Origin of the sequence: Mycobacterium sp. 155, assembly GCF_000373905.1 — a bacterium.
Classification (GTDB): domain Bacteria; phylum Actinomycetota; class Actinomycetes; order Mycobacteriales; family Mycobacteriaceae; genus Mycobacterium.
The window spans coordinates 4,004,211-4,018,594 of record NZ_KB892705.1; the positions used below are offsets into that span (position 1 = coordinate 4,004,211).

Consider the following 14,384-nt stretch of genomic DNA (forward strand, 5'->3'; position numbering starts at 1 on the left):
TGACGAGGGTACCGTGCGGCCTTCTTCCCACGGCCGAACGCCGAACGCCCAGGCGGCCGCGAGGCCGACCTGGGCGTTCGGGTACTTCGGTTACTTGCCGATCAGACCTCGAGGTCGAACCGGTCGTTGTCCATCACCTTGGTCCACGCCGCGACGAAGTCCTTGACGAACTTCTCGCGTGCGTCGTCCTGGGCGTACACCTCGGCCAGTGCCCGCAGCTGCGAGTTGGAGCCGAACAGCAGGTCCACCCGGCTGGCGGTCCACTTCGGCGTGCCGGTGGCCCGGTCGGTGCCGACGTAGGTGCCGTCGTCGGCCGGTGCCGGCGCCCACTTGGTGCCCATGTCGGTGAGGTTGACGAAGAAGTCGTTGGTCAGCTGACCCTTCTTGTTCGTCAACACGCCGACATCTGAGCCGCCGTGGTTGGCGCCGAGCACCCGCAGACCGCCGACCAGCACGGCCATCTCGGGAGCCGTCAGACCGAGCAGGTTGGCCCGGTCGATCAGCCGGTACTCGGACGGCAGGGTGTCGCCCTTGCCCACGTAGTTGCGGAAACCGTCGCCCTTGGGCTCCAGGTAGGCGAAGGACTCGATGTCCGTCTGGTCCTGGCTGGCATCGCCGCGACCCGAGGTGAACGGCACCGCGACATCGAAGCCGGCATCCTTGATCGCCTTCTCCAGGCCGACGACGCCGCCGAGGACCACCAGGTCGGCGAAGGACACGCCAGTGTTGGACGCCTGCTGGATCTCCTCGAGCTTGCGGATCACCTGGGCCAGCTCGTCGGGCTCGTTGACCTCCCAGCCGAGCTGCGGCTGCAGCCGGATCCGGCCGCCGTTGGCACCGCCACGCATGTCGCTGGAGCGGTACGACGCGGCCGCCTTCCATGCGGTGTCCACCAACTGCTGGACGCTCAGACCCGACTCCGCGATGGCCGTCTTGAGCGCGGCGACATCCGCGGCGGACAGCGTCTTACCGGCAGGCACGATGTCCTGCCACAGCCAGGTCTCCTTCGGCGCCAGCGGTCCGAGGTAGCGCGCCACCGGTCCCATGTCACGGTGCAACAACTTGAACCAGGCCTTGGCGTACTCCTCGGCCAGTTCCTCCGGGTGATCCAGCCACCGGCGGGTGATTTCGCCGTAGATCGGGTCCATCCGCATCGACAGGTCTGTGGTCAGCATCGACGGGTGGGTCTTGCCCTTACCCTGTGCCATCGGCACCGAGTTAGCCCAGCCGTTGTCCTTGGGACGCCACTGATTGGCGCCCGCGGGGCTCTTGAACAGCTCCCACTCGTTGCTGTAGAGGATCTCCAGGAACGAGTTGTCCCACTTGGTGGGGGTGTGGGTCCAGGTCACCTCGAGGCCGCTGCTGACGGTGTCGTTGCCGACGCCCGGGTTGGCCCAGCCGAGGCCCATCTGCTCCAGCGGGGCGGCTTCGGGCTCCACGCCGTTCTCGATGTCGGTGGCACCGTGGGTCTTGCCGAAGGTGTGACCGCCGACGATCAGTGCGGCGGTCTCGATGTCGTTCATCGCCATCCGGCCGAAGGTCTCGCGGATGTCGATGGCCGCGGCAACGGGATCCGGCTTGCCTTCGGGGCCTTCGGGGTTGACGTAGATCAGACCCATGTGGCTGGCGGCCAGCGGGTTTTCCAGCTTGGTGCGGTCAGTGCCGGCGTAACGATCCTGCGAACCCAGCCATTCGTGCTCGGCGCCCCAGTAGATGTCCTCCTCGGGCTCCCAGAAGTCCGGGCGACCGAAGGCGAAGCCGGCCGTCTTGAAGCCCATGTGCTCCATGGCGCGGTTGCCGGCGTAGACGATCAGGTCGGCCCACGAGATCTTCTTGCCGTACTTCTTCTTCAGCGGCCACAGCAGACGGCGGGCCTTGTCCAGGCTGACGTTGTCGGGCCAGCTGTTCAGCGGAGCGAAGCGCTGCATACCGCGTCCGCCGCCACCGCGGCCGTCCTCGACTCGGTAGGTGCCCGCGGCGTGCCACGACATGCGGACGAACAGCGGGCCGTAGTGCCCGAAGTCGGCAGGCCACCAGTCCTGAGAATTCGTCAGCAGCTCGTCGAAATCGCGCTCGAAGGCCTCGAAATCGAGGGTCTTGACGGCTTCCCGATAGTCGTAGCCCTCGTCCGTCGGGTCGACGGCGGGGGGATTCTTTTGCAGGATCTTGAGATTCACCGCATTGGGCCACCAGTCGCGGTTGCTACCGCCCTCGACGGGAGGCTTGATCCGCATGGGACAACCGCTTTCGGCGGGTTCGGTCTGAGCTTCGCCGATGGGGGGGTGAGTTTCGGTCTCGGCCATGACAAATCCTTTCCGGGCTGGGGTGGGCTGTTTGTGAGTTATCTACTTGGAGCAGTGGAACATTCGGGGCAAGTGCCCCAGTAGATGACCTCGGCCTCGTCGATCTCGAAGCCATGGTCTTCTGACGCGGTCAGGCAGGGGGCTACGCCGACCGCACAATCGATGTCGGCGATGGCGCCACACGAGCGGCACACGATGTGGTGATGGTTGTCGCCGATCCGTGACTCGTAACGGGCTACGGATCCGGAGGGCTGGATCCGTCGCACCAGGCGCGCCGCGGTCAACGCGTGCAGCGAGTCGTAGACGGCTTGGTGTGACACCTCGGGCAGCTCTTCACGCACGGCGCGGATGATCGAATCCGTGTCGGCGTGAGGATGTGCATGCACCGCCGTAAGCACTGCCACCCTGGGGCGGGTCACTCGCATGCCGGCGGTCCGCAGCACTCGCTGGAGGTCCGCAGTCGTCGCCACGCCCTGAAGTCTCGTCCCTTTTCTGGAATTAGTCAAGAAAAAGTTCTCGGCTACTCCCGCCGCCCGTTCCGGCGTATCCGGACTACAGAAGTTCCAGTCGGCGCGCCATGTCGGAGGCGAACACCCCGTCCGGATCTACCTTGCGCCGCACCGCAATCCACTCGTCGATGCGCGGGTACATGGCATGGAACGTCTGGGCCGTCGTGCGCGAATCCTTGGCGGTGTAGAGCCGCCCACCGAACTCCAGTACCCGGCGATCCAGGTCGGTGAGGAACTCACCGACACCCGGCTTGACGGGGAAGTCGACACACACGTTCCAGCCGGGGATCGGGAAGCTCAGCGGCGCCTGATTGCCCTTGCCGAACAGCTTGAACACGTTGAGGAATGAGTAGTGTCCGGAGCGCTGGATGTCGTAGATGATGCCCTTGAACTCCTCCACGGCCTCCGTGGGGACCACGAACTGGTATTGCGCGAAACCGGCCGGACCATAGGCGCGGTTCCACTCACCGAACATGTCCAGCGGGTGATAGAACTGCGTCAGGTTCTGCACCTTGTCGCGGTAGGTGCCCGATTTGCGGTACCAGACTTCGCCGATCGGGCCGAAGGTGTACTTGCTCACCAACATCCCGTTCGGAACGATGTCGGGAATCGTAAGCAATTGCGGCGCATCGAATTTCAGCGGATTCTTCTGCAGCTTCTTGGGCAGCTGGTCGACTTTGGCCAGCGACCCGCGGGAGATGGCGGCGCGGCCCAGCTTCGGTGGGGCGCTGATGGCGTCGAACCAGGCCGATGAGTACGTGTAGTCGTCCTCGCTGCCGTCGCTGTGGAAGGCGATGGTCTCGTCGAGGGTGTGCGTGACGTCGCCGTCGGCGATGAAATACGCGGTCTCCGTCGGCGTCATCTCGATGGTGGCGCGCAGGACGATGCCGGTCAGCCCGTTGCCGCCGACCGTCGCCCAGAACAGTTCGGCCTCCGGGCCGTCCGGCGTGAGCTTGCGCACCTCGCCGTTGGCGGTCAGCAGATCCATGCTGCGGACGTGATTGCCGAAGCTTCCCGCGCTGTGGTGATTCTTGCCGTGGATATCGCAGCCGATTGCCCCGCCGATGGTGACCTGCCGGGTACCCGGCAGCACCGGGACCCACAGCCCGAACGGCAGCGCCGCCTTCATCAGCTGATCGAGGTTGACCCCGGCGTCCACGTCGACGATCCGGGTTTCCGCATCGATCGAATGGATCCGGTTGAGCGCGGGCATGTCGATGACCAGGCCGCCGCCGTTCTGCGCGTTGTCGCCGTAGGAGCGCCCCAGACCGCGTGCGATCACACCGCGTCCGCCCTGCTCGGCGGCCCGCGCGACAGCCTTGGCGATGACCTCGGGATCAGGTGTGGAGAGCACCTGCGCGACGGTCGGTGCGGTGCGGCCCCAGCCCATCAGGCGCTTGTCCGTGGTCGGGAAATCGGTGGTCGACATCGCTAAGGAGGGTACCGCGCCGCGGCGGCCACTCAGTGCAGGCGGAAGATGACCGCCCGCTGCACGATGAAGTTGATGACGGTCGCGGTGCCCTGGGCGATGACGAAGGCAACGACCACGGCCATCGGCGTGTAGTTCAGCAGATGCAGGAACAGGTGATTGAGGCCGACCTGGACGACGAAAGTGACGAGGTAGAGCACCCAGACCGCGATCAGCCGGGCCGTGCTCGGCGGCGCCTGGAACGTCCAGCGCCGGTTCAGCAGGTAGGCGGTGGTGGTACCGGCCACGAAGCTGATCATCTTGGACGGATCAGGAGGCAGCCCGAAGGCCTTGTAGAGCAGCACGTACAGGCCGAAGTCGACGATCGCGGAGAACCCGCCGGTGACGATGAACCGGAACACCTGGGTTTTGAGGCTCAGGCGTTGGGTCGGCGACATGACGGGTTCGGCCACCACGGCAGCTTAGCGAGCGCCTACGGTTCAGACGTGTTGCAGACGGTCCTCAACTACGGCGGTATCGCGGTTTTCGCCTCGTCGGGGGCGATGGTCGCGATCCGCAAAGGCTTCGATTTGTTCGGCATCGCGGCGCTGGGTGTGCTGACGGCAGTCAGCGGCGGTGTGCTGCGTGACCTGTTCCTCGACGTCACCCCGCCGACGTCGATCCAGCACTGGCCCAACGTCACGGTCGCCGTGGTCGCGACGGCGGTGGCGACGGCGACGGCCCGGATCTTCATCCGAATGCGGCGGATCGTGCTCACCCTCGACGCCGTCGGGATGGGTTTCTTCGCGACGTCGGGTGCGGCCTTCGCCACCGACCATGGGGCGACCTGGTTCGCGGCCGTACTGATCGGTGTCACCACCGCGATCGGCGGCGGCATCGTCCGCGATGTGCTGGTCCGCGAGATCCCGTTACTGATGGGGCAGGACGATCTGTATGCGGTTCCGGCAATGATCGGTGCGACGACCTATGCCGTCATCGACTACTTCGGCCCGCAGTGGATCGGTCTGGTGGCCGGCACGGTGTTGGCCACCGCGTTGCGGCTGGCCGGTCTGGCCTTCCACTGGCGGCTGCCCACCGGCCCGCGCGACCTCTTCGTCGGCGGGGATTCCTAGCGCTGCGCCCACGCCACAGCAGCTCCGCGGCGCTGATCCACGCGGCCCGGTATCGACCAGGCGTATTCATCCCCTGGAGTTGCCCTCTTCGTGGACGATTGGTGGACCAGAGTCACCATGGTCCGGGAGGTCACCATGTCCACCGTTTCGGGAACCCAGCCCGGCCAGCGCCAACTCAACGGCCCTCAGACCACCGGTCGCAACTACCGCAACCTCAGCGAACCGCGGTACGGCACCCGCCACGACCTCGACGTCGCGGTCGAGGTGCGGGACGGCACCACACTGCTCGCCGACGTGCACCGGCCCGACGCAGACGGCCGATTCCCCGCTCTGATCGCGGCATCGCCCTATCCACGCCAGATCCAAGATCTCGGGGCGCCCGCCGGTTTCATCGAGGCGGGCGCCACGGATTTCTGGGTGCCGCGCGGCTACGTCCATGTCATCGCGAACGTGCGCGGCACCGGGGGATCCGGCGGTACGTTCGGGTTCTTCGACTCCGCGGAACGCCGCGACATGCACGACCTCGTCGAGTGGGCGGCCGCCCAGCCGTGGTGTGACGGCAACGTCGGCATGATCGGGATCAGCTACTTCGCCATGACCCAACTCCAAGCCGCTGTCGAGCGGCCGCCGCATCTCAAAGCAGTCTTCCCGGTGGCCGTCACTGCCGACCTGTACGAGGCCGCGATGCACCATGGCCTTTGCAGCGCTTCGTTCGTGACGCCGTTTCTGTCGATGCTGGGCCTTACCGCCGAGCGCAGCGACCATGTGTGGCGGAGCCCACTGCTCGGCGGGCTCCGGCACCTCCTGACCACCCCGCGCATCCACCACAAGTTCGCCACGATGAACGGCGAGGCCGCGGTCACGATGATGCACGCGATGCTCAAACTGCCGCATGAGCCGCATCCGTGGGACGATCTGTGGCTCGACGTCGTCGTCAAACATCCCACCCGCGACGAGTGGTGGGAGGAGCGAAATCTCATACCGCTGCTCGAAACCGTCGACATACCGGTCTATCTCGGCTGTGACTGGGAGAATGCCCCATTGCACCTGCCGTCGACCTTCGCCACGTGGCAGGCGTTGTCCAACAGCCCGGCGGTCAGGATCGGCATGCTCGGTGAGTTCGGCCTGACCTGGCCGTGGGAGAGCCTGCACGTCGAGGCGCTTGCCTGGTACGACCACTGGCTCAAGGGCCGCGACACCGGCATCGTCGACGGACCGGCGGTCCGGTACTACCTACCGGGAGCCGACGAATGGAACACGTCCCCGTCGTGGCCGCCCGACTGCGAGCACCGGGAGTTGGCGCTGCGCGCCGACGGCACGCTTGCCGAGGACGAAGGTGCCTCGGGTGCCCGCGAGTTCATGGTTCTCGGCGGTGGTCTGGGACGGGCCCGGAGCAGTCCCATCGACCCGCCGGCGTCGCTGTCGTGGACCGGTGCACCGCTGGGCGCCGCGATCGACGTCGTCGGCGCCATCGAGCTGAGGCTGTTGGCCTCGGCCACCGCTGCCGACACCGCCTGGATCGCGACGCTGCAGGACGTCGCACCCGACGGCAGCGTCGAAGACGTCACCGCGGGATGGTTACGCGCCAGCCTGCGCGAGGTCGACGAAGCGGCCAGCCTGCCTGGTGCACCCGTGCTGCCCTGTCGGACGCCGGTCGCGGTGCCGATCGGGGAAGCCGTCACGTATCGAATCCCCCTGGTGCCCAATGCTCGTCGCTTCAAGACTGGTCATCGCATCCGGCTGGTGCTGACCGGTGACGACCAAGACCCAGACACACCGGCGATCATGAACTTCCGGCACGCGAGCGTCGGCACCAGCAGTCTGAACACTGTGCGATCGTCGTCGCGCCTGCTGCTGCCGGTGTTGGCCACACGCTGACAGGACCGGCCGCTGGGTTGGCGTGCAGGCTGCTGTCGCCTAACGCTGGGCGCCCTTAGAAGGGTGGGGGGTCGGCAGCGTAGCGGATGCGGTTGGATCTTCGTTCGGTTTCGATCCGGTAGGCCTTTTCTTGGGCGCGGGTGCGGCGACGGGTGGGCATGGCCAACCCGCGTGCCGGGATGTCCAATCGCGGGCGCTTCGGCAGGTTGAGGTCACCGGTCGGTGCCGATAGTTGCGGGAAGAACAGTGCCCCATGGGGTTTGGTGGTGTAGGTCCGTCCGGTTGGTGAGGTCCAGATGACCGTGCCGTCGGGGAGTTGTTGGTCGTTCCAGGTGGTGTAGAAGGTCTTCATCAAATGGTGAAAACGGCACAGGGTCTTCAGGTTTGAGGCGTGGGTTGGTCCGGCGGGGTAGGGCACCGTGTGGTCGATGTCGGCGTACTCGGCCGGGGTGTCGCATCCGGGGAAGCGGCAGGTCAGATCGCGGCAACGGATGAACTCGGCCAGTGCTGGTGACGGTCGGTAGTGCGGTTCGGCAGGGGAGGCGGCTGGGTGGGTCAGGGGTCGAATCTTGGCGTGGGTGGCCATTTCCCGCACGGTGTCGGCCGGGATGGGGCCGAGTTCGGAGGCGTAGCCGGGGGTGTCGCTGGCGGCGTCGAGCGTGGCGGGTTCGGCGAGCACGTGAATGACGAACGGGCTGATCGGCCTGGCGGCGTTCTCGGTGGCGGGGCAGTCGGGTAAACCGCACATACAGGGCATGGTGGTTTGGTATTCGGATAGGGCGCCGGTCGCGTCGGCGCGGCGTTGCCGTTTGGTGCGGGGGTCGTTGGGGCACACGGTGGCGGCGAGCTGGTCGAGGCGGTGGGTCAAGGCGGCCGCATCGGAGGCACGCAGGCTGCCCCAGATTTCGGTGACGCCGTTGCAGGGGGTGTCCATCTCGAGGTGACGGTCTTCGGCGGCGCTGCGGGCCACCCGCACGGCATCGGGATCGTGGGTGATGACCAGCCAGTCGAGGAGTTCGGCGATCTTCTTGTCGGATAGGTGGTTCCAGCCGGGCGCGCGGCCGGCCAGTTCGGTGTCGACGGTGCCGAGGATGTCGGGGTCGGTGATCAGCCCGGTGCGGTAGTCGATGATGGCAAACACTCGGAAGTCCAGATCGCCGGCAACAAAGACTTGGGCGAGTTGGGGCAGACGGTCGACGAGGGTCTTGCCGTAATTCATCTTGGTCAGGGCGCGGGCGCGGCTGATGCCCAGTTCGGCGGCCACCTCGGCGGCGACGACATCTAAGTCGTCGACGCACCAGAAGTCGTGTTTATCAGCCTCTTCGTCCATGCGCTGAATGGCGTAGGTGCCGATCGCGATGAGCTGTTCGGCTATCCCTGAACGCTCGGTGCGCTGGGCGCGGACGGCGGTGCCGAGGAGCTCCGACAATGCCATAGATTCGAACATATGTTCTATAGTACCCGTGCTCACCACTCTCTGTCCAGCAAATATCCTCGGGAGCAGCGCGCGCTGGCCCGGCTGTCGATTAGGGTTCGGGTATGGCGCCCGAGTATCCGGTGTCGATCCTCGGTGAAGACGAAAGCTGGCACCTGCTGGCCAGCGTGGCGCTCGGTCGCCTCGTCACGACGATCGGCACCAGAATCGAAATCTTCCCTGTCAACTTCGTCGTGCAGCGGCACACTGTGCTGTTCCGCACGGCCGAGGGCACCAAGCTGATCACCTCCATACTCAGCGACCGGGTGGTGTTCGAGGTTGACGACCACAACCTGATGAACGGCTGGAGCGTGATCGTGCGCGGTGCCGCCGAACTGTTGGAGACCCCGGAGGACATCGCCGCGGCCGAGCGGGCGCAGCTACTGCCCTGGACGGCGACCGTGAAACGTCGCTACGTGCGGATCACGCCTCACGAGATCTCCGGGCGTTACTTCGAGTTCGGCACTCAGCCCGACTGACCCGTCACACCCAGTACGGCACCCGCGCGCGGTACTGGCGCATCGCGACGGCCGCGAAGCCCCAGCCGATCACCGTGAGGGCAAGAACCACCACCCAGTGCCGCACCTCCTGGTCAGCGCCCAGCAACGGGGCCCGCACGATGTCGAGATAGTGCAGCAGGGGGTTCAATTCGACGATCTTGGCCCACGATCCGGCGCCCTGCTGCCGCAGCGTGGATTCGTTCCAGATGATCGGCGTCATGAAGAACAGCAGCTGCACCACCGAGCCCAGCAGCGGGCCGATGTCGCGGTAGCGGGTGGCCAGGATGCCGAAGCACAGCGACACCCACACACAGTTGAGCATGATGAGGCCCAGAGCCGGGATGGCCGCCAGATCAACCCATTTCCACGGCTTGGGAAAGACGATCGCGATCACCACGAAGATGACGATGTTGTGGGCGAACAGGATCATCTGCCGCCACACCAGCCGATAGACGTGAACCGACAGCGGTGTCGGCAACTGTTTTATCAGCCCCTCGTTGGCGATGAACACCTCGGAGCCTTCGAGAATGGACGCGTTGATCAGGTTCCAGAGGATCAGCCCGAGTGTGACGTAGGGCAGGTGCTCCTCGAGCGGCAGCTTGAACAGCTTCGAGTACAGCAGGCCCATCGCCACTGCCGTGGTACCGGTGGCGATCGTGATCCAGAACGGTCCGAGCACGCTGCGGCGGTACCGCTGCTTGATGTCCTGCCAGCCCAGATGAAGCCACAGCTCGCGTTTGCCGAACCCCTCGGTCAGATCGGCCCAGGCCCGGCTCATGGTCTTGGACTGCGCCGCCGCATCGGTGAACGTCATCGCCTATCTTTCCCGTCGCTTCGCTCGCCCCGAGGTTTTTTCCCGTCGCTTCGCTCACCCCGAAGGTCCATCCCGAACCTTTCGCGTCTACCCAAGCGCCGCAGGCGAATCCACTCGCGCAGCCCCGCGGGGTCGCGGCGGGACACCAGAAAGTACCAGCCGAACCGCAACCACTCCTGCGGAAGCAGTTTGCGCAGTCCCGGCTGGGAGAGCAGATAGCCGCGGTTGCGGTAGGTGAAAAACCGCTTGGTCTGGTCATCGGGGTACTGGGTGTGCATCCGTCCGCCCAGGATCGGTTTGAACTCGTCGGTGCCGCACGGGTGCAGGTACTTTGCGGTCAGACAGGTTCCGAATGGCAGCCCGGAGCGCACCAATCGGCGGTGCAGTTCGACCTCGTCGCCGCGGACGAACAGGCGCAGATCCGGAACGCCGACGGCCTCCACGGTGGCGGCCCGGAACAGGGCTCCGTTGAACAACGACGTGATGCCCGGCAGCAGATCTCCGGAAACGGTTGAGTCCTCGGTCTGCAGTTCTGACACCAGCCGGCGCCACACCAGACCGCGGCGCAGCGGGAAGGCCAGTCGGTCGGGATCGTCGAGGTTGCACACCATCGGTGAGACCTCAGCCAGGCAGTGCTGCTCGGCGCACGCCAGCAGGGTGGCCAGCACGGTGGAGTCGGCCGGGCGGCCGTCGTCGTCGGCCAGCCAGATCCAATCGGATCCCAGAGCCAGCGCGTGCAGCATGCCGAGTGCGAAACCGCCCGCACCGCCCAGGTTCCGGCGAGACCCGAGATAGGTCGAAGGCACCGGCTGCCCCGTCACCAGCTCTCGCACCGCGGGATCGTCGTCGTTGTCGACGACGATCAGATGATCCGGGCGACGTCGTTGGCCGACCACGGCATCCAGAGACTTCGCCAGCAGTTCGCGGCGCCGATGGGTGACCACCACCGCGCAGACTGTGTCAGGCTCCACGCGCGGTTTCCTCCAGCACCTCACGGACAGTGCGCGCGGCGTCGTCGCCCTCGTAGGCGCGGACGACCTCTTCGATGCCGCCGGCCATTTTGATCGTGCCGTGGTCGATCCACATAGCGGTCTTGCACAACCTGGCCAGGAACTCGTTGGAATGGCTTGCGAACACCAGGATTCCGGACCGCTCGACCAGACCCTGCAGCCGAGACTGTGCCTTCTTGAGGAAGTCGGCGTCGACCGCGCCGATGCCCTCGTCGAGCAGCAGGATCTCCGGATCGATGCTGGTGACCACGCCCATCGCGAGCCGTACTCGCATGCCGGTCGAGTATGTGCGCAGTGGCATCGACAGGTATTCGCCCAGCTCGGTGAACTCGGCGATCTCGTCGACCTTGGCCAGCATTTGCTTACGGGTCTGTCCGAGGAACAGCCCGCGGATGATGATGTTCTCGTACCCCGAGATCTCCGGGTCCATGCCGACGCCGAGGTCGAAGACCGGTGCCACCCGGCCGCGAACCGTGGCCGAACCACGGGTCGGCTCGTAGATACCCGAAAGCAGGCGCAGCAGCGTGGATTTCCCGGCGCCGTTGTGGCCGACCAGGCCCACCCGGTCACCCATCTCCAGCGACATCGTGATGTCGCGCAGCGCTTCGATGACGACGACGTTGGACTGGTTGCGCCCGATGGCACCGCCGGCTCTGCCGAGGAACGCCTTCTTCAGCGAGCGGGTCTTGGCGTCGAAGATCGGGAACTCGACCCACGCGTCACGCGTGGAAATATGCGGATCGGACAACGGCGGACCTACAGGTACTGCCCGGTGCCCGGGTGCGCGGACCCGCCACGCTGGCCGCCTGACCCGCCCGCACCCGGGGGCAGTGCGCCCTGGCGCATCTGTTCGAGCTGGGCACGCGCGGCCATCTGCTGCGCGAACAAAGCCGTCTGGATGCCGTGGAAGAGTCCCTCCAACCAGCCGACCAACTGGGCCTGGGCGATACGCAGCTCGGCGTCCGATGGGATGGAGTCCTCGCTGAACGGCAGCGTCAGCCGCTCCAGCTCCTCGCGCAGCTCGGGTGCCAGCCCGTCCTCCAGCTCGGAAATGCTGGTCCGGTGGATGTCGCGCAGCCGGTTACGGCTGGCGTCGTCAAGCGGAGCTGCCCGCACCTCTTCGAGCAGCTGCTTGATCATCGTGCCGATCCGCATCACCTTGGCCGGCTGCTCGACGAGGTCGGTCAGCGATTTGCCGTCGGCGTCGGCGTCAGCATCCGGATCGCCGGCGTTGCCGGCCAGGATCTCGATGTTGTCGTCGTCGGGGTTGATGGTCATGACCTTCCCGTCGTCTGTTGGTCTCCGCGCCAGCGGTAGATGCGGTCTTTACCGTCGTCGTAGATCTTCTCCCACGACTTCGACTTGTCTAGCGACACTAGCCCGTCCGGCATGGTGAACCCGCGCACCACCGGAGTGCTGGTCAATACGTACTTGATGTTGAGGGCCTTGACAGCCGCGGCAACGCGAGGATCGGTGTCAGCATCGTCGGCGTATGCCCAGAAAATGAACCGGTTGTACCCAGGGCCCTGCTGCACGGGGTAGTCGTAGTGGGTCCACAGCGGGTGCAGCCCGGCGATCGCGTACATCCACGCCGTGCCGTCGGTGTTGGCGTCGCCGATCACCGTGGTGTGCGCGTCGGGTAAACCGGCCAGGTAGGCGAACGCGCGCAGTTTGTGGTCGTCCACCATCACCGAGTCGTATTTGTCGCCGAACAGGAACCGGTGCCGCGGGAAGTAGTGCCAGGCCAGGCCCACCGAGACGGCGACCAGCACGACAGCAGCGGTGGCCCGGATCAGCGTTTGCCGCTGCGTCACGCGGCCCAGCAGCACCGTCAGGCCCAGCACCAGGGTGCACAGCCCGATTGCCGCCATCGGCGCGTAGAGCATGGTGACCACCGCGGACAGCCGGCGCGGGTCGCTGTAGAACAGGTCGCTGAACTTGCCGATGACGGTGCCTACCGGACCGCCGAACGGCGCGCCGGAATGCACGATCGACACGATCATCAGTGCCCAGATCGCCAACGGCCACCAGATTTTCCTGATCAACATGACCAGGGCACCGATGGCGGCGAGCGCGATCAGGACATTTTGGATCGGGTAGTCGTTGAGGTGGCGCGTGTGCTGCACCACGGCCGCGAACAGGGAGCGTTTGCGGCCCAGATGATTGACGAACGCGTGCCCGGCGATGATGTCGGCCTGGTCGGCGACGGTGAGGAACTGCGGCAACATGATCAGCAGGGTGGGTATCCCGACGATGAGCAGTGCCACGAAATCGGGTAGCCGGCCCCGCACCGGGTGCGGCAGGCAGTCCAACAGCCACCACGCACTGACCAGCAGCACGGCCACGACACCGCCCGTGATGTGTACCGAGAAGACCCCGACGAGCGCCAGGATCGCCAGCGGTATGCGATCCCGGTGCCGCAGGGTCGAGGCGACCAGGACGAAGGCCGGCACCGCCAGGCCGTAGGCGACCAGGTTCGGGACAGCCGCGACATCGAACTCGACGTAGGGCACCGCTGTGAACGATGCCGACAACGCAGCCGCCGTCGCGGATACCACCGCCGTACGCCACTGGCAGGTGAGCGGGCGCACGATCTTCCAGGTCAGCATCGCGGCGCTGAGCGGGAACAGCCACACCGACGCGGCGACCGTGCTCACGGTATAAGCGGTGGTCGCCGCGGCCCCGGTCACCTGGCTGTACACCGCGGCCAGGGCGTGGAAAGCCGACGGGTAATACAACACATCGTGGGTCTCAACATTGCGCAGCTCACCCATGTGCGTAGGGGAGGCCTGCCCGGTGTCGAGGATGAACCGCACGGTGTTGGCGTGCCACACCGAGTCCCACGTGCTCGGCGCGGACTGCCAGTGCACCACCCCCGCCGCAGCCGCCCACATGATCAGCAGGGCACCCAGCACGACGCCCGCGCCAACGATCAGAGCCGGCCCCGTCGAGGGCGCCAACTGCTCGGTGTCGCGGTCCCGAAACCGCCCCAGCACCATCCGCAACCCCGCTGCAGCCGCAGCGGTGATGGCCACAGCAAACAGTGCCGACCACTCGTTCCATGGCACCCCAATGGCGCCGAACGGGACGATGAACAGCGCAACGATGCCGTAGGTCAGGGCCGGGCCCACAGCCACGGCTACCGGCAGGCTGAGGCCGCCGGCTCGTGCGGTCAACGACCCGGGGATCACTAGCAACAACAGTGCAACTAGCACCCCGAACCCGAAGCCCACTGGACTAGTATGGCTGCCCAGGGCGACTCGGTCCTGCGCGGCCTACGTGGCCGAAACACGCGGTCGGGCGCCCACCTCGATTGTCTCGGTTTGTCATATTTGCGAACGCTCTAAGGTGGCTG

13 protein-coding genes are annotated in these 14,384 nt (G+C 66.0%); 3 read left to right on the top strand and 10 right to left on the bottom strand.

The features are described from left to right. Window positions 1-101: 101 nt before the first annotated feature. The 4 genes from katG to B133_RS0118995 all read right to left on the bottom strand — a co-directional run bounded on the left by katG (window position 102) and on the right by B133_RS0118995 (window position 4,678). Window positions 102-2,303: a catalase/peroxidase HPI gene (gene katG, locus B133_RS0118980; protein WP_018603298.1), complete on the bottom strand. Its 2,202-nt coding sequence runs from the start codon at window positions 2,301-2,303 to the stop codon at window positions 102-104. A gap of 38 nt (window positions 2,304-2,341) precedes the next feature. After that, window positions 2,342-2,728, bottom strand: a complete 387-nt coding sequence (locus B133_RS0118985; protein WP_085974303.1) for a Fur family transcriptional regulator — start codon at window positions 2,726-2,728, stop codon at window positions 2,342-2,344. 127 nt (window positions 2,729-2,855) lie between these two features. After that, window positions 2,856-4,241 (bottom strand): FAD-binding oxidoreductase, encoded by a 1,386-nt coding sequence (locus B133_RS0118990; RefSeq protein ID WP_018603304.1) that lies wholly within the window; start codon window positions 4,239-4,241, stop codon window positions 2,856-2,858. Window positions 4,242-4,273: 32 nt separating this feature from the next. Continuing rightward, on the bottom strand, window positions 4,274-4,678 hold the full coding sequence (locus B133_RS0118995) for a GtrA family protein (protein ID WP_036419428.1): 405 nt from the start codon (window positions 4,676-4,678) through the stop codon (window positions 4,274-4,276). 48 nt (window positions 4,679-4,726) lie between these two features. Between B133_RS0118995 and B133_RS0119000 the strand changes: the two genes are divergently transcribed. Both B133_RS0119000 and B133_RS0119005 read left to right on the top strand, forming a co-directional pair. Continuing rightward, window positions 4,727-5,353, top strand: coding sequence for a trimeric intracellular cation channel family protein (locus B133_RS0119000; RefSeq protein WP_018603309.1), 627 nt, complete (start codon window positions 4,727-4,729; stop codon window positions 5,351-5,353). 135 nt (window positions 5,354-5,488) lie between these two features. Next, window positions 5,489-7,231, top strand: coding sequence for a CocE/NonD family hydrolase (locus tag B133_RS0119005; protein WP_026256630.1), 1,743 nt, complete (start codon window positions 5,489-5,491; stop codon window positions 7,229-7,231). Between the two features lie 55 nt (window positions 7,232-7,286). Here the strand turns inward: B133_RS0119005 and B133_RS0119010 are convergent, their stop codons facing one another. After that, window positions 7,287-8,678 carry an HNH endonuclease signature motif containing protein gene (locus B133_RS0119010; protein WP_018603313.1) on the bottom strand — a complete coding sequence of 464 codons (1,392 nt, stop codon included), beginning with the start codon at window positions 8,676-8,678 and terminating at the stop codon, window positions 7,287-7,289. A 92-nt stretch (window positions 8,679-8,770) separates the two neighbouring features. Here B133_RS0119010 and B133_RS0119015 point away from each other — a divergent pair, with 92 nt between their 5' ends. Beyond that, window positions 8,771-9,184 (top strand): pyridoxamine 5'-phosphate oxidase family protein, encoded by a 414-nt coding sequence (locus tag B133_RS0119015; protein ID WP_018603315.1) that lies wholly within the window; start codon window positions 8,771-8,773, stop codon window positions 9,182-9,184. A 4-nt stretch (window positions 9,185-9,188) separates the two neighbouring features. Here B133_RS0119015 and B133_RS0119020 read toward each other — a convergent pair whose 3' ends face one another. From B133_RS0119020 to B133_RS0119040, 5 genes are read right to left on the bottom strand one after another with little or no spacing between them, the layout of a single operon-like run. Beyond that, window positions 9,189-10,019, bottom strand: coding sequence for an ABC transporter permease (locus B133_RS0119020; protein ID WP_018603317.1), 831 nt, complete (start codon window positions 10,017-10,019; stop codon window positions 9,189-9,191). Next, a complete protein-coding gene (locus tag B133_RS0119025; RefSeq protein ID WP_018603319.1) occupies window positions 10,016-10,990 on the bottom strand; it encodes a glycosyltransferase in 975 nt (324 codons plus the stop codon). Before B133_RS0119025 ends, B133_RS0119020 begins: the two co-directional genes overlap by 4 nt. Continuing rightward, complete coding sequence (locus B133_RS0119030) at window positions 10,980-11,777, bottom strand: ABC transporter ATP-binding protein (RefSeq protein ID WP_018603320.1); 798 nt, start codon at window positions 11,775-11,777, stop codon at window positions 10,980-10,982. Before B133_RS0119030 ends, B133_RS0119025 begins: the two co-directional genes overlap by 11 nt. 8 nt (window positions 11,778-11,785) lie before the next feature. After that, entirely contained in the window at window positions 11,786-12,307 is a 522-nt protein-coding gene (locus B133_RS0119035; RefSeq protein WP_018603321.1) for a bacterial proteasome activator family protein, read from the bottom strand. Beyond that, the gene (locus tag B133_RS0119040) at window positions 12,304-14,262 is read right to left on the bottom strand and encodes a DUF6541 family protein (protein ID WP_018603322.1); all 1,959 of its coding nucleotides are present in this window, start codon (window positions 14,260-14,262) and stop codon (window positions 12,304-12,306) included. The genes B133_RS0119035 and B133_RS0119040 overlap by 4 nt, the downstream gene beginning before the upstream one ends. Window positions 14,263-14,384: the final 122 nt, after the last annotated feature.